General features: G+C 46.8%; 25 protein-coding genes. 9 read left to right on the forward strand and 16 right to left on the reverse strand.

Translation table 11 applies throughout. The features are described from left to right. Nucleotides 1-30: 30 nt before the first annotated feature. From ACKTR5_RS08450 to ACKTR5_RS08460, 3 genes are all read right to left on the reverse strand, one after another. The gene (locus tag ACKTR5_RS08450; RefSeq protein ID WP_407880756.1) at nucleotides 31-747 is read right to left on the reverse strand and encodes an SDR family NAD(P)-dependent oxidoreductase; all 717 of its coding nucleotides are present in this window, start codon (nucleotides 745-747) and stop codon (nucleotides 31-33) included. Next, entirely contained in the window at nucleotides 744-1,127 is a 384-nt protein-coding gene (locus ACKTR5_RS08455; protein WP_407880758.1) for a MerR family transcriptional regulator, read from the reverse strand. Before ACKTR5_RS08455 ends, ACKTR5_RS08450 begins: the two co-directional genes overlap by 4 nt. 138 nt (nucleotides 1,128-1,265) lie before the next feature. Beyond that, nucleotides 1,266-1,646: a MerR family transcriptional regulator gene (locus tag ACKTR5_RS08460; protein WP_407880809.1), complete on the reverse strand. Its 381-nt coding sequence runs from the start codon at nucleotides 1,644-1,646 to the stop codon at nucleotides 1,266-1,268. Nucleotides 1,647-1,776: 130 nt separating this feature from the next. On the opposite strand from ACKTR5_RS08460, the gene ACKTR5_RS08465 reads away from it, so the two are divergent. After that, nucleotides 1,777-2,154, forward strand: a complete 378-nt coding sequence (locus tag ACKTR5_RS08465; protein ID WP_407880760.1) for a carboxymuconolactone decarboxylase family protein — start codon at nucleotides 1,777-1,779, stop codon at nucleotides 2,152-2,154. A 58-nt stretch (nucleotides 2,155-2,212) separates the two neighbouring features. Here ACKTR5_RS08465 and ACKTR5_RS08470 read toward each other — a convergent pair whose 3' ends face one another. Beyond that, on the reverse strand, nucleotides 2,213-2,464 hold the full coding sequence (locus ACKTR5_RS08470) for a kinase to dihydroxyacetone kinase (RefSeq protein ID WP_407880762.1): 252 nt from the start codon (nucleotides 2,462-2,464) through the stop codon (nucleotides 2,213-2,215). A gap of 38 nt (nucleotides 2,465-2,502) precedes the next feature. Continuing rightward, the gene (locus ACKTR5_RS08475) at nucleotides 2,503-3,402 is read right to left on the reverse strand and encodes a LysR family transcriptional regulator (protein WP_407880763.1); all 900 of its coding nucleotides are present in this window, start codon (nucleotides 3,400-3,402) and stop codon (nucleotides 2,503-2,505) included. Nucleotides 3,403-3,678: 276 nt separating this feature from the next. Between ACKTR5_RS08475 and ACKTR5_RS08480 the strand changes: the two genes are divergently transcribed. Beyond that, nucleotides 3,679-4,074, forward strand: coding sequence for a hypothetical protein (locus tag ACKTR5_RS08480; RefSeq protein WP_407880765.1), 396 nt, complete (start codon nucleotides 3,679-3,681; stop codon nucleotides 4,072-4,074). A 359-nt stretch (nucleotides 4,075-4,433) separates the two neighbouring features. On the opposite strand, the gene citF is transcribed toward ACKTR5_RS08480, so the two are convergent. The 4 genes from citF to citC are packed head-to-tail and all read right to left on the reverse strand — an operon-like array spanning nucleotide 4,434 to nucleotide 8,220. Next, complete coding sequence (gene citF / locus ACKTR5_RS08485; RefSeq protein WP_407880767.1) at nucleotides 4,434-5,972, reverse strand: citrate lyase subunit alpha; 1,539 nt, start codon at nucleotides 5,970-5,972, stop codon at nucleotides 4,434-4,436. After that, nucleotides 5,962-6,876, reverse strand: coding sequence for a citrate (pro-3S)-lyase subunit beta (gene citE, locus ACKTR5_RS08490; RefSeq protein ID WP_407880768.1), 915 nt, complete (start codon nucleotides 6,874-6,876; stop codon nucleotides 5,962-5,964). Before citE ends, citF begins: the two co-directional genes overlap by 11 nt. Before the next feature lie 2 nt (nucleotides 6,877-6,878). Next, nucleotides 6,879-7,172 carry a citrate lyase acyl carrier protein gene (citD, locus tag ACKTR5_RS08495; protein WP_407880770.1) on the reverse strand — a complete coding sequence of 98 codons (294 nt, stop codon included), beginning with the start codon at nucleotides 7,170-7,172 and terminating at the stop codon, nucleotides 6,879-6,881. Continuing rightward, nucleotides 7,162-8,220 (reverse strand): [citrate (pro-3S)-lyase] ligase, encoded by a 1,059-nt coding sequence (gene citC / locus ACKTR5_RS08500; protein WP_407880772.1) that lies wholly within the window; start codon nucleotides 8,218-8,220, stop codon nucleotides 7,162-7,164. The genes citD and citC overlap by 11 nt, the downstream gene beginning before the upstream one ends. Before the next feature lie 241 nt (nucleotides 8,221-8,461). Between citC and ACKTR5_RS08505 the strand changes: the two genes are divergently transcribed. Then, nucleotides 8,462-9,406, forward strand: a complete 945-nt coding sequence (locus tag ACKTR5_RS08505) for a sugar-binding transcriptional regulator (RefSeq protein WP_407880774.1) — start codon at nucleotides 8,462-8,464, stop codon at nucleotides 9,404-9,406. Nucleotides 9,407-9,509: 103 nt separating this feature from the next. Continuing rightward, a complete protein-coding gene (locus tag ACKTR5_RS08510) occupies nucleotides 9,510-10,364 on the forward strand; it encodes a class A sortase (RefSeq protein WP_407880776.1) in 855 nt (284 codons plus the stop codon). A 93-nt stretch (nucleotides 10,365-10,457) separates the two neighbouring features. Here the strand turns inward: ACKTR5_RS08510 and ACKTR5_RS08515 are convergent, their stop codons facing one another. The 5 genes from ACKTR5_RS08515 to ACKTR5_RS08535 all read right to left on the reverse strand — a co-directional run bounded on the left by ACKTR5_RS08515 (nucleotide 10,458) and on the right by ACKTR5_RS08535 (nucleotide 16,309). Next, nucleotides 10,458-11,378 carry an aldo/keto reductase gene (locus ACKTR5_RS08515; RefSeq protein WP_407880778.1) on the reverse strand — a complete coding sequence of 307 codons (921 nt, stop codon included), beginning with the start codon at nucleotides 11,376-11,378 and terminating at the stop codon, nucleotides 10,458-10,460. Between the two features lie 299 nt (nucleotides 11,379-11,677). Next, a complete protein-coding gene (locus tag ACKTR5_RS08520) occupies nucleotides 11,678-11,791 on the reverse strand; it encodes a putative holin-like toxin (RefSeq protein ID WP_407880780.1) in 114 nt (37 codons plus the stop codon). A gap of 193 nt (nucleotides 11,792-11,984) precedes the next feature. Next, a complete protein-coding gene (locus ACKTR5_RS08525) occupies nucleotides 11,985-13,403 on the reverse strand; it encodes an anion permease (protein ID WP_407880782.1) in 1,419 nt (472 codons plus the stop codon). Nucleotides 13,404-13,612: 209 nt separating this feature from the next. After that, nucleotides 13,613-14,995, reverse strand: a complete 1,383-nt coding sequence (locus ACKTR5_RS08530) for a class II fumarate hydratase (protein ID WP_407880784.1) — start codon at nucleotides 14,993-14,995, stop codon at nucleotides 13,613-13,615. Nucleotides 14,996-15,358: 363 nt separating this feature from the next. After that, nucleotides 15,359-16,309, reverse strand: coding sequence for an L-lactate dehydrogenase (locus ACKTR5_RS08535; protein ID WP_407880786.1), 951 nt, complete (start codon nucleotides 16,307-16,309; stop codon nucleotides 15,359-15,361). A gap of 365 nt (nucleotides 16,310-16,674) precedes the next feature. Here ACKTR5_RS08535 and map point away from each other — a divergent pair, with 365 nt between their 5' ends. From map to ACKTR5_RS08555, 4 genes are all read left to right on the forward strand, one after another. After that, nucleotides 16,675-17,457, forward strand: coding sequence for a type I methionyl aminopeptidase (gene map, locus ACKTR5_RS08540; RefSeq protein ID WP_407880787.1), 783 nt, complete (start codon nucleotides 16,675-16,677; stop codon nucleotides 17,455-17,457). A 123-nt stretch (nucleotides 17,458-17,580) separates the two neighbouring features. Further along, nucleotides 17,581-18,960 carry a DUF2252 domain-containing protein gene (locus ACKTR5_RS08545; RefSeq protein WP_407880789.1) on the forward strand — a complete coding sequence of 460 codons (1,380 nt, stop codon included), beginning with the start codon at nucleotides 17,581-17,583 and terminating at the stop codon, nucleotides 18,958-18,960. 273 nt (nucleotides 18,961-19,233) lie between these two features. Continuing rightward, on the forward strand, nucleotides 19,234-19,989 hold the full coding sequence (locus tag ACKTR5_RS08550; protein WP_407880791.1) for a hypothetical protein: 756 nt from the start codon (nucleotides 19,234-19,236) through the stop codon (nucleotides 19,987-19,989). 297 nt (nucleotides 19,990-20,286) lie between these two features. Beyond that, nucleotides 20,287-20,526 (forward strand): hypothetical protein, encoded by a 240-nt coding sequence (locus tag ACKTR5_RS08555; RefSeq protein ID WP_407880793.1) that lies wholly within the window; start codon nucleotides 20,287-20,289, stop codon nucleotides 20,524-20,526. 65 nt (nucleotides 20,527-20,591) lie between these two features. Here the strand turns inward: ACKTR5_RS08555 and ACKTR5_RS08560 are convergent, their stop codons facing one another. Next, a complete protein-coding gene (locus ACKTR5_RS08560; protein ID WP_407880794.1) occupies nucleotides 20,592-20,909 on the reverse strand; it encodes a DMT family transporter in 318 nt (105 codons plus the stop codon). Nucleotides 20,910-21,162: 253 nt separating this feature from the next. Continuing rightward, entirely contained in the window at nucleotides 21,163-21,294 is a 132-nt protein-coding gene (locus ACKTR5_RS08565; protein ID WP_407880796.1) for a hypothetical protein, read from the reverse strand. A gap of 234 nt (nucleotides 21,295-21,528) precedes the next feature. Here ACKTR5_RS08565 and ACKTR5_RS08570 point away from each other — a divergent pair, with 234 nt between their 5' ends. After that, the gene (locus ACKTR5_RS08570) at nucleotides 21,529-21,891 is read left to right on the forward strand and encodes a RepB family plasmid replication initiator protein (protein ID WP_407880798.1); all 363 of its coding nucleotides are present in this window, start codon (nucleotides 21,529-21,531) and stop codon (nucleotides 21,889-21,891) included. The last annotated feature ends 19 nt before the right edge of the window (nucleotides 21,892-21,910 follow it).

Consider the following 21,910-nt stretch of genomic DNA (forward strand, 5'->3'; position numbering starts at 1 on the left):
ACGGACAGTTTTTTATTTATCTACTTTGAATTAGAAGTTTGAGCCAGCCGTGTAATCAGCCACCGTGCCATCATGGTTGATGACCTGGCCGTTATGGTCCTGACCATCCGTTGTGAAACTCAGAATCAGCGCCGCTGCTTCGGCAGGCGTGATGACACCTTCACCTTGCATGTTGCCGTTCAGATCTGTTGAAATCACACCAGGCATCACCCCAAAAATGGAAACGGGTTTATTGGCTTCCTTGAACCCAAGGCCCATTGATTTGATCATTACGTTTAATGGTGCCTTCGCCGTCAAGTATGCCAATGGGTTGAAGTATGACTGCGGTTCAATTGGCATCGTTACGTTTACGATCGTCCCGTGGTTCTTTTCTAACGTTGGCAACAACTGCCGGGTCAGTTCGTATGGGCCAATAAAGTCTGTGTGGTTGGTTTCCATCAGTTCTTCTGGCGTGTATTCCCAGGCCGCTTTCCGCATGTCACCTGAAATTCCCGCGTTGTTGACCAGTAAGTTCAGCTCACCAAACTGAGCATTGATCGTGGCCGCCGCTTGGTCCACGACCGTCAAGTCTGATAGATCGACTTGAACAAAATCGACCGGCCCCAGTGGTGCTAACTGTTTCACCGCTTCTTGACCGCGTTCAACAGACCGTGCACCGACCAAAACGTGGTAGCCATCCTTCAATAAGGCTGTTGCTAATTCAAACCCGATGCCCTTGTTGGCGCCCGTTACTAATGCTGTTTTCATGATTTTACTTGCTCCTGTTCATCCACATATTTTTGGTATCTTGCAATTTTATAATCAACTTGATCAAGACTGGCTTCACGCGCCGCAATCTGCTGTTCAATCGCTTTTCGGTGCGCCTTCATCATTTCCAGTCGTTTAGGAATGGTCACATCACCTTCCATGATCCAATCAACGTACTGCTTGATTTGTTGAATCGACATGTCACTATTTTTCAAGTGTGTGATTGTTGCTAACAGCGCCATTTGGGTTTCTGTAAACACCCGGTTGCCAAAGTCATCACGCTCTAAAAACGTTAATAACCCACGCTTGTCGTAATAGCGTAACGTTGACTCCGGTAAGTCAAAGAATGCTGCTGCCTCACTGATTGAATAGGTTGCCATGACGTCCTCCTTTGGTTGATAAGCAGAGTATAGCCCTTAAACCATGGTTTAAGGCAAGCGGATAATTCACAAAAATAAAGGATTTATCGCAGCACGCGCATTAATTACCGTGAGCACGCTGATACTGGCGACCACCACTTAATCCTTCGGCACACTTTGACCACGTTCTCGCTGCCGTTGATGATAGGTTTCAATTTTTTGATCAATGAAATCCAGGTGTGCTTGAATCTGTTGTTGTTCACGTTCCAATCGTCTTTGTTGCGCCGCCAACAAATCAAGCCGTTGGTCAATCGTCTCGTCCCCTTGATCCCGTAAGACTGCATACGTTTGAATCTGTTTCATGGGCATCCCGGTCTGTTTTAACCGGTTAATAAAGGCCATCCACGTTGTGTCAGCGTCATCGTACTCACGTTGATTTATCCGTGACCGATGTGGCGTTATCAATCCCAACTTCTCGTAATACCGTAACGTATCAATGGAAACATGCACCCGCTTTGAAAATGCACCAATTCGCTCCATCATTTGCCCCCTCACCTGCTAATTAACTGAACTTTGCCATCAAAAATGTTAGAAGTCAATTTTCATCATTGACATGGAGTTCACTCCAGCTTGTAGACTTACAGCAATTCATATGAAAGGAAGTCTTAACATGACTGAACAAACACGGTTAGAACGCGGCCAAAAACGGCTGCAAGAAGTTGACGCAAACGCAGCAACCAGTGTCATGACCGCACTGGCAGACATTGCCCCTGACGTTGCCACGTATATCGAAGAATTTGCGTTTGGTGACATTTACTCACGCCCAGGCCTTAGTTTAAAGCAACGGGAACTCATTACCATCACCAGCCTCTTAACACAAGGTGATACAGCCGCACAATTACGGGTCCACATTAATGGGTGCCTTAACGTTGGGCTATCTCGCCAGGAGGTGGTTGAGGCAATCATTCAGTGTCTGCCGTACGTCGGTTTTCCAAAGGTGTTAAACGCACTCACCGTAACGAAACAAGTCTTTAACGAACGTGATTAACAACAAAAAATGCACCGCTAAATGATGACAAAATCATCACTCAGCGGTGCATTTTTGATTATCCTTGTAGTCCCCGTGACTGCCGATCCATATCTTCCACAACGATGTCGAAAATTTCACCAAGTGAGGCACAGTATTTCAAAATGTCCCATGGTTCATTCGTGTGAAAGTGAATTTTAATTAACTCAGCGTCGCCAACGGCAATCAGACTGTCGCCCTTAAAATTTGCCTTAATGTAGCGATCAATGGCGCCTTCATCCAGATCATGCCCATCGATCAAGCATTGTGTATCATACCGAAATTCAATCATTTTAAGTCCATCCTCTTTTTTGTTGGTTAACGAGTCAATTATTCGCCCGTTCCGACCAGTTCTTTCAACGTAAATAACGTGCTGATAAATTCCTGTTGGACCTGGTTTGGTAAAAACGCCTTCCGAACAACTAACGACATGTTAAACCGTTCCTGAACGGGATCATCTAACGTGAGCTGCACCAACCCGTCATCCCGTTGGACCGCGTCATCCACGAGCAAACTAACACCGAGATTCGCACGAACCAGCCCTTTGATCAGAGATAACGTTGGCGTACTATACACAACGTTTGGCGTAAAACCGGCGTACTCGCTGTAGGCTTTCAGCGCCTGCGGGTGCACAAATTTCCCCGTCATCGTCACAAAATTATCGCGCGCTAACTGTTCAAACGAAATGTGCCCCGCGCCTGCTAACGGATGGTTTTGACTCACCACAGCACGGAACGGGTGCGCTGCTAAGGGGGTGATGTTAAGGTTCTCCTCTTGTAGCGGACGCACAGAGCCCAGCAAGGCCATATCAATGTGCCCCGCTTCAAGTTCCTTCAATAATTGATAGGACCCCATTTCAAGTGTTTCTGTGTATTTCAGCAACCCCCGAGAAAACAGCTCGCCAACGACCAGTGGAAACCACATTGTGCCAATAATCGGCGGAATGCCAAACCGAATCTTGGACTGGTTTGCCTGAGCGACTTCACTATGAGCAAGATCTAAATCCTTCAAAATCTGTTGCGCACGTTGGTACAACAATATACCCGCGCGGGTAATTGAAAGCTTGTTATGAGCGCGATCACGCTCAACTAGTGGTGCCCCAAATTCCGTTTCTAACCGTTGAACCGCCACCGTAATTGTCGGCTGGCTCACCTTGAAGCGGGTCGCCACCACCGTGTAATTTTTAAGTTCTACCAGCGCAGAAAAATACGCTAAGTCACGTGTATTCACCAGCTGTGACTCCTTTCGTTCCTCGATCTCTTATGCTTAAGAGTACCATAGTTTACGGTTAACGGGCTGTCACATATCATAACTACCAACAAGTACCCATTAAATCGAATAATTTTTATGATAATCATAAGCATATTATTTAGACGTTGGCCCTTTCCTTGATAAAATCACCACATAATTTAACTTCCGTAAGCTAACCACGTGAGTCAAAAATGAACAACTGGCGGCGCGGATATCTAGCGATAAAAATAAAATGATGATGGTGAGTGAAAAGACATGAGTGAGCAAACTAATTTAAAGTCACGGTTAACTAACCTTTCCGGGTCCCGCAACTATGCAAATATTCGTTTAAAGGCGGCCCAGGGTGTCACAGATGACGGCACTTTACTACGGAAGAGACACGCAATTACTAACGATACTGAGGGCATTGTGTCCACCCACGCAAGTGCCTTATCTGGGTTAATCAAAACAAGCACCCAAATTGGGCGAAATCGTTCAGCCGGCGTTAACAACTGGCTAAACGGCATTCAAGCCATGAATCCTAATGAAACGGCTACTAAAATTCATAACGATCATTTGCCAAACACTGGAATAACCCCGTTGCATCAAATGATGGCAACCATCTTTTCTAGCATTGACTTTCTAATTAAATCCATAAAGCGAAACAAGTAAACTCTCATAACCATAACGGAACCGTTACCCTCTAACCCGGCGTTACTTTCATTCTTGCTTAAACAGGGATAACGACTTGTCTGATTTATTTGCTAAGGGGATGCAAACGCGAAAAAAACTGCAGACCCTTCCTCAGGTAACACAAACAGGGGACCCATGGGAAAATCACCCATCATTACTCTCATTCTCATTTAGACACGGATAACAACTTTTATGTTCTGTAGAACTAAGGGGCCACAAACGCGAGCCAAAGCACAGACCCTTCCTCATCTAACACAAAAACGGCGCTCATGGGAAAATCACCCATAAGCGCCGTTTTTGCGTTACCTGAGCGGGTCTAACCGTGCTTTGGCTCGCTCTTAATCTTTTACTTCCTTAATCGCATCAATAATCGTTCCGTCGCGGTATTCCACCAAGGCCACCGTCCGGTCCGTGAATTCCAATGGTTTTGCGTTACCAACCTTGGCAGCGGCCATCTTTTGCAATTCATCGATCGTGAACACTGGTACTCCAGCAATGTTACTCAACGCAGCCAGCAAATCAGTCCGCTTCGGATTAATGGCAATCCCGTATTCCGTAACCACAACGTCAATGGAATCCCCTGGTGTAACTACCGTCGTTACATCTGGCACGATCGTTGCGATCCGGCCACGAACCAACGGTGCAGAAATGATCGTCAGCTTTGCAGTGGCAGCGTCTTGGTGACCACCAACGGCGCCACGAATGACCCCATCAGACCCCGTCATAACGTTGACATTAAACTTCGTGTCGATTTCCAGGGCGCTCAAAATCACAACGTCCAGTTGATCAACCATGGCACCCTTGTTATCTGGGTCAGCGTACCATGACGCGTCGATTTCCTGCTGGTGTGGATTCGTGTGCATCGAATCCGCAGCACCCTTATCAAAGTCCTGCACGTCCATCACACGGTCGATCAAGCCTTCGTTTAACAGGTCAGTCGTTGGCTTTGTGATTCCACCAAGCGCAAACGATGCCTTGATTTGGTTATCGATCATGGCCTGACGCAAGTAACGCGTTACGGCCAGAGCAGCACCACCTGAACCCGTTTGGAACGAGAAACCATCCTTGAAGTATGGTGAGTTAACGATCACATCATTAACCGTTGAAGCAATCTTCAGTTCCTTCGGGTCCTTCGTGAACCGGGTTGCCCCGGAACCGATTTTATCAGGGTCACCGACTTGGTCCACTTCAACCACGTAGTCCACCTGCGTTTGCTTAATGGACGCTGGCGTGTTTGGATATGGCATCAGGTTATCTGTTAACAGGACGACCTTGTTGGCGTACTGTGCGTCCATCAGGGCATACCCTAATGAACCAAAGACAGCCTTTCCTTCCATCCCGTTAGCGTTCCCCAACTTGTCGGCGTTTGGCACACCCAAGAAGGCAACGTCGATCTTGATGTCACCGTGTTCAATGGCCCGCGCACGGTCACCATGAGAACGGAAGATAACGGGGTTCTTCAAGTTACCGTGTGATACGAAATCACCCAATGAACCACGCATCCCTGAACTCGTGATGTTTGTGACGGTCCCAGCCTTGATGGCTTCGATCACCATGTCATTCATCACACCAGTCAATGAAGATGGCGCTAACGTCAGGTTCTTGATGCCGGCGTCAATGATGACCCGCATGACCTTGTTAAACACAAAGTCACCGTCACGGAAGTGGTGATGGAACGAAATGGTCATACCATCTTTAACCGTTGCCTTCACAACGTCTTCAATGGAATCAACCAGCTTATCATCACCTGTTTGAACGTGCACAGTTGGTGCAACCCGTTGAATATCCGGGTGACCAATGTTTGTCGTTTCGTAAGGCTGGTAGTTTAAATCTGCCATCATCTGTTCTGGCAGTTCGCGATCAACATTATTTTTCAAGGTAGTTTCCCTCCTCATCCACTAAGTTTGATGCTTTGGCAAGGCGCATAACCCGTTCTGCCCGGAGAACAACCGGCCGGTCGACCATTTGCCCATTCATTGAAATAACCCCAGAACCCTTGATTCGTGCTTCTTCAATCGCATTGATCACGTTCTTGGCGTTAAGAATTTCTTTTTCAGTTGGTTGGTAAACATCGTTAACCATGGCGATTTGCCGAGGGTTAACCAGTGACTTCCCATCAAACCCAAGCTGGTGGATGTACCGTGTTTCACGGTAGAAGCCTTCCGTGTCGTCCATGTTGGTGAACACCGTGTCAAACGCAGCGATGCCAGCAGCGCGGGCAGCGTGTAAAACCATGTTCCGGGCAAATTCTAGTTCGGCCCCATCTGGGTAACGGTGCGTTTTCATATCTGTTGTGTAATCTTCAGCAGACAACGCAATCCCAATCATTCGGTCTGAAGCAGCCGCAATTGCTGGGGCGTTTAAAACACCCTTCGCACTTTCGATGGCGGCCATCACGTGTGTGGAACCTTCTTCACGACCAAATTCCTTTTCAGCAGCGGCAACATCCGCCACCAACGTTGTGATCATGTCAGCCGTTTCCGTTTTTGGCAACCGAATCACGTCGATACCGGCCTTGACCATGGCCTTAATGTCATTGTGATAGTAAGGCGTGTCATCACCGTTGATCCGAACAACCAGTTCAGAATCACCGTAATCTTGCGTTTGAAGTGCTTCGTAAACCAATGCCCGGGCAGCATCTTTTTCTGCCATTGAAACGGCGTCTTCCAAATCGAACATGATGGAATCAGCACCGAAAATCCCGGCGTCCTTCACCATGGCAGGGTTGTTCCCTGGCACAAACATCATTGTTCGGCGTAAACGTTCTTTCATTTCAGCCATGCTTAGAAAACCTCCCATGCAGGTTGGTCCTGCGTTTGTAATGCGCGTTGTGCAACGGCAATCGTCCGTGCCTTAATCACACAGTCCAACGCCCCTTTATCAACGGCTTTAACCTTTACGTTATCGAGGTCAAACTGTTCCAGGGTTTCAGTGATCACTTTACGGATCTGGTCACCAAACTGTTTTTCAACGTCTGACTCCAAATCAATTTGAATGCCGTCTGTGCCCTTTGACAACATCAATTGGATGTCAGAGGATTCCAGCGTGCCGGCTAATGCGGTCTGCTTAATTTCCATTAATCTTCATTCCTTTCTGAATGCGTGCTTGCAACATCGGTAAATGTTCATTGATAAACGTCAGTGTGGTTGCTGGGAGCAAATCAGCTAGCGGCGCCAATTCATTCGTTGCAATCGCCTGCCGAACTGCTGTTGCGGTAATCACGGTTCCCGTGCCCGTTTGCTTTCGATCCACAATGTGGACGGCAACCTTTGGTGGTAACTCACGCTGTAACACCCGGTTATACAAGCCCGTCGTGTGTGACAACGGTTCGGTGCCAAGGTAGCGCGTTGTGATGTTTAACGCTGGGGCAATGCGATCCCGAAAGATCCGTGCATCCAGTGTCGTTTGATAATCAATTTGCTGATCGGGGGTTGGTAAAAAGTATGCTGGGAACGTGGCAAAACTGACCATGTAATCGCCGCCGTTGACCACGATCACGTTATCAAGGTCGGCCGTCCCGGCTTTGACCAGTTCAAACCGTTCCGCCGTACTAAACAACGATGCATCCGTGTTCACCATAAACACATACACAAGGTCGTTTTCTTGTGCCGCCGTTTCCACCAAATAACGGTGCCCGTTGGTAAACGGATTGGCGTTCATCACGATTCCGGCAACTTGCTTAGTCGCTTGGTCAGCCACCCGCGGAATTTCGTTAAGGTAATCCTCAACGCTCCGGTCCCCCGTTTCCAAGAGGGCCGCGACATCAGAACGCGCTAGCTCGTGAAAACCAACGTGCTGAAAGCTATCGGAATACATGAGTTTCGTAAAGACAAACAGGTGGAACACCTGTTGTTGAAACAGTCGGTTGATCAATGCAGAAACGATCGTGTTAAACCGTGTTCCCTGCGTTGTCTCCTTGTTGCACACACCGATGTACTTCAAGACATTGCCTGCCGCTGACCCGGTTGCAACTAACCGATCACCATCGTAAATGCCGACGGTGAAGTCAATTGCTTTTGTCTCAGTTGCGGCAAAATCAGTGATTCCCAATGAGGTTAAAAACGTCTCCCATGTCTGGCGGACGTGCGGATCCTGCAAGTGTAAATCAACAACTTCATTTTCCATTTACCATTAACACCCCCTGCAAAGTGCATCCCATCACATGCCATGAAAAATGATGAGTTTTACTACGTGTTCTACGAAGACCATTTTACTCGGTTCGTCATCAAATCGCAAATGTGGAAAGCATTTTTCACATTTTTAAAACGGTCATTTTCGTCATTTATAATTTGTTAACTAGACTTGCATTTTTTAAAACAATGTGATGAGATAGACATTAAGCTTAAGTTCGAATGGAGATTTTATTATGGAAGACGTTAAACACCGTGAACAGCTCGCCAGCATCGCCCAAGATTACTACCTTTCAAAGTTACCCATTACCGACATTTCAAAAAAATACCACCTGAGCCGTTACCTGATCACAAAGGCCCTTGATGAGGCGCTGGCCTCTGGGCTCGTTAAAATCAGCATCGACACACCCGTTTCACGTAATTTAGAACTTGAATTACTGTTTAAACAACGGTTTAACATTCGCAACATCTTTATTCTTCGGGACACAGAATCCCCTGATAAGGACTCTGAAAACGTCATTGAATTTGCAGCCAATGAACTCCAAGATCTCATCCACAACAGTCACGTGGTTGGGACCACCTGGGGTGGGACCGTCTGGAACATCATTGACCACTTCGATGCGGAAGTCCGTGAAAACCTTATTTTCACTCAGTTTATCGGTGAAAATTTGAAGCTCAATACCGCCGCCAGCACCGTTCCCATCGTTCAAAAAGCGGCCGCAAAGTTCGACGCCCAGTACGTCACGCTGCCTGCACCGCTGTACGTCAATAGCGATGAGCTCCGTGCGCAATTACTAACTGAACCAGCCTTACTGCCTGCGCTATCCGCTGCCGGGCGGATGGACCTTTTATTTGCTGGGATTGGCACAGCCGCCTCCATCGAAACAATTCCCGTGTGGAAGCAACACTTCGCCGACTTTTTCCCTGACGTGAGCGCTCAAGAAATCGTCGGGGTTCTCTATGGTCGCCCCTACGACATCAATGGTCACTTACTCGTCAATGACGATAAAACATTGGGGGCCAGCATGGACGCCTTGCTCACCGTCCCCCGACGTGTTGGCATCGTGAAGAGTAAGTTTAAGAGTCGGGCCCTTTTGGGTGCACTGCGGGGCGATTTCTTAACGGATGTCATCACGAATGAGGCTGTTGCCAACCGAATTCTGCTGGAAATGGAAAACTAACTCCTGTCTGCGATGCAACTATTTCAAAAATTGAACCGTAAAGTCGTATAATGGTTCGTAGATAACGTTTAATTAATATCCCATGGAGGTTTCTCCCGGACTCATGAAAAAGAACAAACGAAAATTCCGCTGGTCGAATCTGATCATCGTCCTGCTCATCCTTGCCATGGTTGGGATCGGCGGCTACATGCTGGCCGATAAGTTTTTGCCAACAAACATGTCAGCCACCAAGCAGGAACTTGTCAGCAAGGTAATTCCAAAGCGCCACAAATCTATCTCATCCAGTGAACGAACCCGCATCAGTAAACAGCTCATGCGGCAAACACAAACAAAACAAGGGCTAACGAAACAGGGGTTTGTTTCAATTCCCGACGTTGGCATCTTGCAACCGATCTTTAACGACGCTTATTCTGATAAGGGGTTAAGCGCCGGTGCCAACTACGCAAACCGCAGTGAACAGGATCCCGAAGGTAAAGACGTTCCTGCGATGGGGCAAGATAACTACGGTTTAGCCAGTCACAACTTTAACGACGGCAAAACCGGCTTCAGTGCCCTTCAAAAGAAGACGAACGCCGATGAACCTTACCTGGTCAACGGCCAACTCAAGGGTAGTGACTGGCTCAATGGTAAGTTCATTTATTTAGCCAATGGGACAAACATTTACAAGTATAAAATCACTGGTCAAAAATTGGTTGACAAGGATGATGTCTCCGTCCTCAATCATTCCAAAACGGCCAAGGTGACCATTATCAGCTGTTTATTCCCTAGCATTCAGTACCGGATCATTACTTCTGGTAAATTGGTCAAAAGTTACACGTGGAACAAAGCACCCGCAGACGTCGTGACCCTCTTCAACCTGGAGAAACAACCAACTAACGTGCACGCCAGTTGGTTTAACCCCGGAACCGAGGAAGGTAGTAACGGTGACGCAGGTGGCACGAAAACCGTCAGTAAATAATTAAAAAAACCCGCCATGGTCAACAATGTTTCGTTGACCATGGCGGGTTTTTTAGTTAACTTTGTTGTGATTTAGCCTCACTTAACGACGAGCTTATTTAAATGAACTGAACAGTGCGTCGATCTTAGCTACTTCGTCTGCGCTCAAGTTCACGCTAAGCGCCTGAACGTTACTCTTCACCTGATCGGCAACGCGTGCGCCTGGAATAACGACACTAACATCTGGATCGGCAATGTACCATGCAAGAATCGTTTGAGCAACGGTTGCGTCATGATCCGCTGCAATTGCCCGAACACCGTCCAGGCCAGCCATAATTGCCGAAAACTGGTCCGCAGAAAATTGATCAAATTTAGCTGCGTCGTCAGCCGTATACTTTCCGGTCAATAACCCGGAAGCTAATGGGAAGTACGGCACAAACGAAATGTTGTTTTCCTTCAGGTATGGCAACAAGTCTGTTTCTGCCTCCCGATGAACCAAACTGTAATTATCCTCGACAATATCGACGTAACCATCAAGGTTAGCTTCCTTTATCTGAGCCAATGTGAAGTTCGATACCCCAATGGCCTTGATCTTACCAGCTTCCTTTAGTTCTTGTAACGCAGCGACCGCTTCATTCTTTGGGGTCGTCTCGTCTGGAAAATGAATGTAAAAGATGTCGATATAATCCGTCTTTAACCGGGTTAAGGCGTCCTCAACGGCCTGCTTTAAGAACGCCGGTTCATTGTTAGGGGCGAGATCACGTGATTGATCCTGTGCGGCCTTTGTGGCCAAAATAACCTTACTCCGATCGTAATCCTGAAGAACGTCGCCAATGATTGTTTCCGATTGACCTAAGCCGTACATAAACGCCGTGTCTAATAATGTGATGCCCTGATCGAGCGCTGCCCGAACAACGGCGGCACCATCTTCATCCTTTAAGTTGGGGAATAAATTATGGCCACCAACTTTATTGGTTCCTAGCCCAAGTTTTCCCGTTTGAACATTACTTTTACCAATCGTGACGATTTCTGCCATTTTACATGACCCCCTTGCTAGATTAACTACACCGCTATCATAGAAAATTTTGGCCCAAAAAGAAACGATTTCGATTTCTCCGCAAAAAGTCTTCCCAAAAAGTGATTTATGTTGACGCTCTCCAACGGAGTCACTATACTAATTTTGTGCTAATGGCACATAAAAACGCCCTACTGGTATGGGGCGCTACGAATCACCGTTTTCAAAGCGGTGACTTGTTTTCATGATTTTAATCTAAAAGATACAAATTAAGCCCACTCTAACCTGTCAAAGTCTTTCGAGGGGCTTTTTTTGTACCATTATTTCCGATTGACCAACGAAATAATTTGAACGATCACGTTGATTAAAGCAACGACAAACATCGCCATTCCTAACATCAACGTAAGGACGTCCAGGGCACTCAACTTGTTCACCTTTCTTAGGCAAGTCCATAAGCATCACCTCTAAACTGAAAACAAGTCACCACTCTGCAACTTTAATCCGGTGCATTTATCAGTTTCTATCCGTTCAAATGCAATTCCTGCGCTACTTCAAGCCGCAAAAAAAGGTTCGCTCACCCTTCCGGTGAACGAACCCTTTAAAATTGCGTTTACATAAAGTCGTTTCTTACCACATACCCAAAACTTTGGTCCATAGTAAGCCACCACCGAGCCAAACGACGATGTAGAAAACACCAAGAATGGCATTCATCCGCCACCAGTCGTTTTGCTTCACGTAACCTGAACCGAACAGAACGGTTGCAGGACCACTAGCGTAATGCGTCGTTGAACTGAACAACGGACCACAGACACCAAGCATGATGGCTGCTAACATTGCTGGCACGTGGGCGGCTAACGCAACCCCCAGTAATGCGGCGTACATTGCCGTTACGTGGGCTGTTCCAGAAGCGAACAGGTAGTGAGTGTAGAAGTAGAAGACAAACAGAATAACCAAGACTAACAACCAGCTCATTCCGTGCATTGCACCACCGATTGTCGTTGATAACCACTTGATCAAACCAAACTTCGTTAATTGGTTTGCCAAGAAGATCAGAATTGAGAACCAGATCACTGTGTTCCAGGCACCCGTTTCATTCAAGATGTCCTTTGTTGATAAGACACCCGTCAGTAACAGTAATGAAACGGCGATGAAGGCAACCAACGTTGAGTCCAAACCGATGAAGCTTGATAGGACCCACAGTAACAGTGCCAAAAGGAACACACCACACATGATTTTTTCAGCAGTGCTCATTGGTCCCATGTCAGCCAATTCTTTGTCGGCCCATTCCTTGGCGTTTGGTGTTTCCTTAACCTCTGGTGGATACAACTTGTAAATGATGTATGGGACACAGATCAAACTGATGATCCCAGGAACCAGAGCAGCTAAGAACCAACCCACCCACGTAATGTGAATGCCGGCTTTAGCAGCCATTTGAACGGCAACCAAGTTTGGTGCCATGGCTGTGATGAACATTGCTGACGTAATGATGTCACCGTGGAATTCAGCGAAGACTAAGAATGAACCCATCTTCCGTTCCGTGCCATCCTTTGGGTGTGACCCAAAGGTTGTTGCCAGTGATTCGATGATTGGGTAGATGATCCCACCGGCACGCGCCGTGTTACTTGGCGTTGCGGGTGCAGTGACCAAGTCAACCCCGATCAGCGAGTAGGCCAAACCAAGTGTCCGTTTACCAAACAAGCGGACGAAAATCAGCGCGACCCGCCGACCAAACCCAGTCTTGATGAACCCACGTGACAGGAAGTAAGCCATGGCGATCAACCAAACAACGTTGGTCCCAAAGGCCGTAACGGCTTCTTCCATGGGCACAATGCCAAGTAAAACGGTGATGGTCATCCCGATCAACGCAACCCCTGCAATTGGTAGCGGCTGGGTGATACAACCAATAATTGTTGCAACGAAAATTGCTAAGATGTGCCAAGCAGCGAGGCTAATGCCATCTGGTCGAACTGGTGCGACGAACCAGAGAATTAACCCAATCACTACTGGCCAAAGAAACTTTTTATAATTAACTTTCTCTAAACCCATGATTTATTTCCTCTCAATATTACCCACCGAACTAGTCGGTGGAATCAGTACATTTTAAGGTGTGCGCATCAAGCGATGTGAGCGCTAACCCAACCAACAAGGACGACAAAACTAACAAACCTAATAGTGCGAATGCCATGTGCCACTCCTCCTTAATCAAGGACTGCCTTAGTGATGATGCTGAACTTTTATTTTTTCAATGTGCGTGATTAACGATCGATGTTTGTCATCTTTAATGGGTCAACCCATTCGTCAAATTGTTCTTCAGTAACCTTGCCAGACTTCAGAGCAGCAACACGTAACGTTGTCCCTTCTTCATCAGCCTGTTGGGCAATTTTGGCACTGTCATGGTAACCGATGTGTGGTGATAAGGCGGTCACCGTCATCAGTGAGTTGTCCACTAATTCTTGCATCCGTTCCTTGTTAACCGTCAAGCCGTGGATCATCTTGTCGGCAAAGCCCATCATGGTTCCACGTAACAATTCTGCTGATTCAAGGAAGGCGTCGATCAGAACTGGTTTGTAAACGTTCATTTCGAAGTTCCCTTGTGAAGAAGCCATGGTAACCACCACGTCATTCCCCATTACACGAACCGCAGCCATGGTGATGGCTTCAGCCTGTGTTGGGTTAACCTTCCCCGGCATGATTGAAGAACCAGGTTCGTTAGCAGGAATGTTTAATTCCGCATAAGCGGCACGGGGGCCACTTGCTAAGAACCGAACGTCATTAGCGATCTTCATCAGGTCGGCAGCTAACGTCTTCATGGCACCGTGGACAACGTCTAAGTTTGAATGCGCAGCTAAACCGTAGAACTTGTTGGTCTTGGCTGTGAATGCTGGCCCATAGGTCTTACTCATCCGGTCGGCAATGTCATCAGCAAACCCAGGAGCGGCGTTCAACCCAGTCCCAACGGCCGTTCCACCCATTGCTAATTCAAGCAAGGTGCCATCCAAACTCTTCAGGTAACCGAGGTCGTGTTCGATCATGCTGACCCAACCACTGATTTCTTGACCAAACGTCAATGGGGTTGCGTCTTGCAAGTGGGTCCGGCCGATTTTAACTGTCCGCCAGTATTCTTCTTGCTTAACCTTTAATTCATCGATCAAGTGTTGGGCAGCTTCTTCTAATTCAGCAACCGCAACGCTGGCCGTGATGTTCATGGCCGTTGGGAAGATGTCGTTTGAACTTTGACCGTGGTTCACGTCATCGTTTGGTAGGATTTCAATGGATGAATCCAACTTTGCGGCTTCGTGAGCGACAACTTCGTTTGTGTTCATGTTCGTTTGTGTTCCAGAACCCGTCTGGTAGACACGCAATGGGAAGTCCTTCCGCAGGTCTTCATCACTCAACTTCAACAGTTCGTCAATGGCACGAACGATCAGTTGACCCTTTTCAGCACTAACTTGACCAAGTTCCTGATTAGCTTCGGCAGCGGCACGCTTAATTTGTAACAGGGCACGAATAATAGCAATTGGCATGAATTGCCCCGTTGGAAAATTGTTCCGGCTCCGTTCAGTTTGTGGCCCCCATAGTGCTTCACTAGGGATGTTAACTGGCCCAATGGTATCTTCTTCGACACGATAATCTGACATTATCATGGTCCTCCGTTTCCTTGTGTTTTTAGTAACAAACAAAATGAAATAAAAGCAACGCACGTCCGAATTACCAACAGTAATTTCGCACGCGTCGTTATTAACCTCACTTAGTCTACAATCTCACAAAGTTTATAGTCAAACTGAATAGGTGTCATTAAAAAGATTAATAGTACCGTCAACAGAACGTGTAAACGCCCGGTATTATCCACTTCTTAAATCCACTTAATTTCATCTTTGCTTGTGAATCTACCAACGAAACACTTTTTCTCATAATTATCAAAAAAAGTGTGCAGACTTATTCTGCACACTTCCAATAACATTCATTTTAATGTTAGCGGCCTGCTAAACGTGAAAACACGTTTATTCTGCCGTTGCGTCATCCAAAACCTGTTTCAATGCCGCTGCCGAAGCAGTCATCTTGGCTTGTTCTTCATCCGTCAATGGGACTTCCATAACACCTGCAACACCGGTCGCATTAATCAATGCGGGGGTTCCAATGTACATATCCGTTAACCCATACTGACCGTTCATTGGTGCCCCAATTGGTAACACCACGTTTTCGTTCCGTAAAACGGCCCGGCTCAACCGCATCAAACTCGTGGCAACACCGTAGAAGGTTGCCCCCTTCAGTTTGATGATGCTGCCACCCTTAACGCGGGTTTCCTGTTCTAATTGATCCAATTCTTCTTGGCTAACGCCAGCTTCCTTGGCAACGTCCAGTAATGGGCGACCACCAATCGTTGAAGCACTGTACGCAGCGAATTCACTGTCCCCGTGTTCGCCCAAAATGTAGGCGTCAACCGTCCGCAGATCCGCGTTGAACTTCTTTGCCAACGCAACTTGCCACCGACTAGTATCTAATGACGTGCCTGAACCAATAACGCGTTCCTCTGGAAAACCAGAAAGCCGTTGCGTCATCGTCGTCAACACATCAACTGGGTTAGCGGCCACAATGAAAATCCCGTCAAAGCCACTATCAACAACTGGTGTCACAATGGACCGTAAGATCTTCAGGTTCTTGTTGACTAAGTCTAACCGTGATTCACCCGGCTTCCGAGGAACGCCGGCAGTGATAATCACGAGGTCTGCATCCGCAGCGTCTGCGTACGTCCCCGCATGAACATCCATTGGTGCTGTCATGGGTTGAACGTCTTCTAAGTCCAGCGCGTCGCCCTTGATGTGGTCCTCTTGAATATCAACAATGACTAATTCATCCGCGATTTGTTGTTGTAACATTGCAAATGCGTATGAAGAGCCAACTGCTCCGTCCCCAACCAGGACAACTTTTTGATGTTTTACTTGATTAGTCAAAAGTGTGCTTCCTTTCTGTAAAAAGCCCGTCATGAATAACATTGAATTTGTGTAGTGCAACACGTAGCAGGCTGGCCGAACACATTCCACTTCATGGCAGTGATGTGAATGCGTCGGCCCATCAATCATCTGGCTTACGGTCTTTAACCGCGTAATTGATGGAAGTAGCGTAACCCGTTCACCCCTCACTCGTCAAGCACAATCACTAGAAACATGTGAATGAGTTCAATAAGTTAACCAGCTAATTGATCGGCGTGATCATCACGTTTTCTTGCAATCGGTTCATTTGATGACCCATTATTTGCATAAATGGGTATACTAGACTAAGTAGTGTCACAACATGATAGGAAAGAGAAGATAATTCAATGATTTCATTACAATCACCACGTGAAATTGAAGGGATGCGCAAAGCCGGCGCCATTTTAGCTGGGATGCACATTGGCTTGCGCGACATCATTAAACCTGGAATCTCAAGCTGGGAAATTGAACGGTTTGCCATTAAATACTTTGACGAACACAATGCCAAGCCTGAAGAAAAAGGGTTTGAAGGCTACGACTTTGCAACTTGTGTCAGCGTTAATGACGAAGTTTGTCACGCTTTCCCTCGCAAAGACCTTTTACTGAAGAACGGTGACCTCGTAAAGGTTGACACGGTTATCAGTGTCGACGGTTACATGTCCGATTCTTGCTGGGCCTTTGCTGTCGGCGAAGTTAGCGACGACGTGAAGAAACTGATGGATGTCACCAAGAAGGCCCTTTACCTCGGAATCGATCAGGCCGTGGTTGGAAACCGGATCGGTGACATTGGTTACGCCATTCAACATTATGTTGAAGACGAAATGGGTTACGGCGACGTTCGTGAATACGTTGGTCACGGAATCCAGCCCACCATGCACGAAGACCCAATGGTTCCTGCCTATGGTGAAGCCGGCAAGGGCGTTCGGTTGCGTGAAGGGATGACCATCACCATCGAACCCATGGTCAACATTGGCGACTGGCGTTGTGCGCCTGTTGCTGATGATGGCTGGACTGTTCGCACCGCTGACGGCAGTCTTAGTTGTCAGTACGAACACACCTTAGCCATTACGAAGGATGGTCCAAAGATTTTGACCAGCCAAGATCCAGAGTTTGACGCAAAGTACCTTTAATCACAACATTTACCAAAGGTACCCCCACGAACAACGTCGTCCGTGGGGGTACCTTTTTTCATTTTCATTCCCGTTGTATAATCAACTTAATTATTTTTAAAAATAGAAAGGTTGGTCAACTCTATGGCAGCACGTGGACTCAACATTAATAACATCACGGTCGCTCAGTCACAAACGGACCTGATCGCCGCCGGGGCAGCATTACGCACCAAAGTACCACTGACTGACCTTGGCACGTTTGTCCCGACAAAACGGGATGCAAACTTATTAATGGGTCGAATTGCTGACATGTTGGTTCCTGAACTTCTGCCAGAACGTTACCGGCGGATGGGTGTCTCGTCGTTTACCTTCTTCCGGGGAACCGCCGAACTCATGGCCCATGACTTAAATCACCAGGCTAGCACGCACATTCCGATCATCATTTCTGGTGACGCCCACCTTGGTAACTTCGGGTTCTTTGCCTCACCGGAACGGCAACTCATTTTCGATCTCAACGACTTCGATGAAGCTGGGGTAAACTCCTGGGAACGTGACGTTAAACGGCTCCTTGTGAGCGTCATCCTTGCCGGCCGTGAAAATGGCTTTAAGGAAAAGAAGATTCACAAAGTGGTTCATGACACGGCTAAGAGTTATCGCCTTGGCATCAACGCCAGTATGGCCCGCACCACGTTGGACCGGTTTTACCCAGCAAACGATGTTGCCAGCATTCTGAAGGCTGTTCCTGAAGACACACCAACAGCCACGATGCTTCAATATTTCCTCAGTAAAGCAGGCAAACGTAACTCTGAACAGGTCGTTAAAAAGTTTACCCACATGACAGATGACGGTCTTCGCTTTGTTGATGTTTCCACCATCACTCGCCACACAAATGATGACGTGACTAAAAACATCAGCGACTACTTAGCGGCGTATCGGGCGACCGTTCGGACGGACATTGCCCTGTTACTTTCGCAATACAACATTACAGATGTTGCCCGTCACTGTGTCGGTGTTGGGAGCTTTGGCTCGCGCTGTTACCTTGTGTTATTAACGAGTAACGATGGTAGTCACCTCGTTCTCCAAATTAAAGAAGCCCTCCCAACCCGGAAATCCGGAACTGAACGCCAGTTGAACCTATCATCTTTTGCTGAAGACAGTGAGGGCCAGCGGATCATCGATTCACAAAAGATCCTTCAATCTGCGTCCGATCCCTTCCTTGGCTACTTTCAGAGCAAAAAGCATAGTTTCTACGTCCGCCAATTTCGGGACATGAAAACATCGGTTGACCTTTCGACCCTTGATTGGGATCAATTCCACGTTTACGCCGAAGCTTGTGGCCGGTTACTTGCCATTGACCATTGCCAAACGCCAATAGCCGCAATGATTGCCGGGTACATTAACGATGATAAGGAATTTGACCACGCCATGAGCAACTGGGCTGAAGCCTACATTGACCAGGTTGAAACAGATTACGCTCTGTTTTTGAAGGAACATCCTAAAGAAGTTACCGATACAACCATTTAGCACCAGCATTCATAAATTCAAGTAACGGCAGCACCCGCAATCCCCTGGGCGCTGCCGTTTTATGGTTTAACCGAATGGTCAGAACACTCGCGTCTCAATAAAATCGTTACCTCTTTAGCAGTTCCTTAGTCTTCTTTTAAGTCCACTTTATGCTGGCGGCCATAGACTAATCACAATCTCAAATTACTACCGGGTCACCTACTCTTGATCATCACCGTGATGATGACAACCCAACGACCCAGTCTTTCGCTAAGGCTAACTAAGGAGGAACTCATGATGAAAACAACAACAGAAGCAAAGTTCATGACACGGATCATCAACGTGATGGGCGTCCCATTCACACTCAAAATGGGAACCTTAACGATCGAGACAGATGCCCACCTAACGTTTGATCAAACCGTTAAAAACGTTGCTCACTATCTCCACCACATTGAAAAAATAACGACCATACCCCAAGACGCGACGCCCCTTGAACGTCAACGTGGACTAGCCAAAACTGAGCTTACTCCCCTTTTGCATCAGTTTGACTTTATCAATCACGTTGCCCAATCTTCACTCGACCAATCAACTCTGATGACAATCCTTACCCGTCAGTGGGCGATTCGCCAGGCATTCATCAAGTATCTCCAACCGCTTTTACAACTCCCCAGTGTTTTCGCGGTTGCACTGGAATGCCCCGGTACAATTCAGGTCGGCACTGCGGCTGACACCACCTTTACCTGGACCATCGGCGTTGAAACTCCCCATCGCGCCAATACTGCTTACCAGCTCCAGAACGGTGCGGTTGTCACCCAGTCCGCCAACCTTGCCACTGATGACAACATCAGTAACCTTCTTCAAGCCACGATTGTTGCAAGTGACCTTGCCGAAGCTAGCACCTGGGCAACCATCGCAGTCGGAACAGCCATCCCCAGCTTTCTTCGAATTGCCGTTACCCATCGTCTCTCCGGCTTCCTCATTAGCTCACCAACCGCTGGTCAATCCCTCGACCGTGGCACGGTTCAACAACATGACTTAGTCGCGGTTTAATTTCGATGATGACTTTCCCCTCTATACTTAAAACCCCCACGGAAAATTCTGTGGGGGTTTTGTGGTTTCACGTGAAACAACTAAAGCCTTGGGCAGACAAAAACGTAAAATCGTCATTTGTCGTTATCAAAATTTGATTGAAGCAATTTACATTGTATGACAAACTTGAGAAAGCAACCACAGCTGAATAAATGATTGCACTTGTCCCATCTGCATTTTATAACGCACAGATTTTGGCCTAATAACAGGGCTATTGGAACCTCATCAAAGGAGTGAGTTAACATCAAAAAAGATTTGTTGAGTCAATTAAAGCAACTACATTTTGAAAAACAAAATGAGCAAAAAATCATCGACGCAGGCATTAATGAACTGAACACGGGCGTCTATGAAGGCCGGGTTATTAAAAACTTACAACAAGCCTTTGGAAAATTGGCCTTATCCAAGAACATCTCAGCAGAAGCGCTTGCGTTTTATACTGCATTACTAAAGCCAAACATTGGCCATGATGTCGGACTCGGCATCGGAACCTGGATTTAAAGCTTTCGGAGAGTGCTTCACTGAATAAACATGTACAATCAATCCGTAAGAAGAACGTTTCATGACTACTTGCTCGTCATCTTGATTCCAATAATTCCAATGAACAAGAAACCAACGAAAACCCACGTTAACGGGCTGATTCGATCGCCAAAGAAGACCACCCCAACGATTACAGAACCGACCGCACCAATTCCGGTCCAAACGGGATAGGCAATGCTCATTGGAAGTCGTCGTGTTGCCTCCGCTAAACAGACGAAACTCACCAACATTCCAATAATGGTGAGCGCAGTGAATCCCAGTTTATGAAACCCATCACTCATCTTCATAAACGTTGCCCAAACAACCTCAAAAAGTCCCGCGATTGTTAAATAAAGCCATGCCATAACATTCCATCTCCTTAAAAAAATACACCGCGCCCATATCCGATTAAGCCTAACGGATATAAGTGCGGTGCCTGCCCGGCGGCAGATTCGTATTTACCTTATAAAAAGCATATCAAATTGTTGATTTGGAGGCAAGTTTCCCAGTTGACCATCTGAAAAAACGGCTTAACGTCACTGATTTGTCAGTAACATTAAGCCGTTTTGCACGGTGAATTATGATTTATTGCAAGAAAAATCATCCGCGTCTAATAAGTTATTCATTCAACCGGTCCAACCCAGACATCAAACGTCTGTCGTCCATCTGTTTCCGCAGGGTCCGCAAATAATTGATCCACAACCCAATCCATTTTTGGTCCGTCGAGATCAATGTGTTGATGTCCTTCACAGGGTTTACTCACATAGCCACCATCTTTCATTTGTCCAAGGTGTTAGCAACATTTTTATTATAACGGATAAACCAACCATCTGACTAATCTAAGCCCCCCATTACTCAAATCTTTACTTTATCGTTTTTATCACCATCCCGTGAGAGCACATTAATTGCGTTACCCACTTAATGATTGTATGCTAATAATTATATTTAGTGGATTTGTTTACCCAATGAAGGAGGTCTTCGAAGATGACAAATGACTCATTTAAAATTAGTGACGTTCACTTTGCAGACTTATCAAAATCAGAACTCAACTTCTTTTTCGCTGTAATGACGCGAATGCACCATCTACGGATGACAAACGTTGTGTTCAACTTTGATGAACTCACCTGGCTTGCCGATGACGGTGATGACACCCCATTTGACACCGTTTTACGGGATGTCGTCGATCACGTGCGTCAGACGAACTCAACGTACGAGGACGGCCAAGGTGGCGCCAAACACGATTTCTTCACCAAACTTGAGATTGACGACGATCAACACATTGTTTCAATTTCACTGAATCCTGACTTCGAGTTCTTAGTCAAGGTTGAGGTCAAAGACGCTAACTAATTTTATTCACAAGAAAAGC

The organism is Furfurilactobacillus entadae (assembly GCF_045862745.1).
Taxonomy (GTDB): domain Bacteria; phylum Bacillota; class Bacilli; order Lactobacillales; family Lactobacillaceae; genus Furfurilactobacillus; species Furfurilactobacillus entadae.

Excerpts from the sequence above, each read along its gene's own strand:
- citE (WP_407880768.1), bottom strand. The coding sequence starts at position 6,876 with ATGGCTGAAATGAAAGAACGTTTACGCCGAACAATGATGTTTGTGCCA.
- ACKTR5_RS08545 (WP_407880789.1), top strand. The coding sequence starts at position 17,581 with ATGGCAGCACGTGGACTCAACATTAATAACATCACGGTCGCTCAGTCA.
- ACKTR5_RS08550 (WP_407880791.1), top strand. The coding sequence starts at position 19,234 with ATGATGAAAACAACAACAGAAGCAAAGTTCATGACACGGATCATCAAC.
- ACKTR5_RS08530 (WP_407880784.1), bottom strand. The coding sequence starts at position 14,995 with ATGTCAGATTATCGTGTCGAAGAAGATACCATTGGGCCAGTTAACATC.
- ACKTR5_RS08560 (WP_407880794.1), bottom strand. The coding sequence starts at position 20,909 with ATGGCATGGCTTTATTTAACAATCGCGGGACTTTTTGAGGTTGTTTGG.
- ACKTR5_RS08460 (WP_407880809.1), bottom strand. The coding sequence starts at position 1,646 with ATGGAGCGAATTGGTGCATTTTCAAAGCGGGTGCATGTTTCCATTGAT.
- ACKTR5_RS08455 (WP_407880758.1), bottom strand. The coding sequence starts at position 1,127 with ATGGCAACCTATTCAATCAGTGAGGCAGCAGCATTCTTTGACTTACCG.
- ACKTR5_RS08510 (WP_407880776.1), top strand. The coding sequence starts at position 9,510 with ATGAAAAAGAACAAACGAAAATTCCGCTGGTCGAATCTGATCATCGTC.
- ACKTR5_RS08470 (WP_407880762.1), bottom strand. The coding sequence starts at position 2,464 with ATGATTGAATTTCGGTATGATACACAATGCTTGATCGATGGGCATGAT.
- ACKTR5_RS08515 (WP_407880778.1), bottom strand. The coding sequence starts at position 11,378 with ATGGCAGAAATCGTCACGATTGGTAAAAGTAATGTTCAAACGGGAAAA.
- citD (WP_407880770.1), bottom strand. The coding sequence starts at position 7,172 with ATGGAAATTAAGCAGACCGCATTAGCCGGCACGCTGGAATCCTCTGAC.
- ACKTR5_RS08570 (WP_407880798.1), top strand. The coding sequence starts at position 21,529 with ATGACAAATGACTCATTTAAAATTAGTGACGTTCACTTTGCAGACTTA.
- ACKTR5_RS08450 (WP_407880756.1), bottom strand. The coding sequence starts at position 747 with ATGAAAACAGCATTAGTAACGGGCGCCAACAAGGGCATCGGGTTTGAA.
- citC (WP_407880772.1), bottom strand. The coding sequence starts at position 8,220 with ATGGAAAATGAAGTTGTTGATTTACACTTGCAGGATCCGCACGTCCGC.
- ACKTR5_RS08525 (WP_407880782.1), bottom strand. The coding sequence starts at position 13,403 with ATGGGTTTAGAGAAAGTTAATTATAAAAAGTTTCTTTGGCCAGTAGTG.
- ACKTR5_RS08505 (WP_407880774.1), top strand. The coding sequence starts at position 8,462 with ATGGAAGACGTTAAACACCGTGAACAGCTCGCCAGCATCGCCCAAGAT.
- ACKTR5_RS08465 (WP_407880760.1), top strand. The coding sequence starts at position 1,777 with ATGACTGAACAAACACGGTTAGAACGCGGCCAAAAACGGCTGCAAGAA.
- ACKTR5_RS08480 (WP_407880765.1), top strand. The coding sequence starts at position 3,679 with ATGAGTGAGCAAACTAATTTAAAGTCACGGTTAACTAACCTTTCCGGG.
- map (WP_407880787.1), top strand. The coding sequence starts at position 16,675 with ATGATTTCATTACAATCACCACGTGAAATTGAAGGGATGCGCAAAGCC.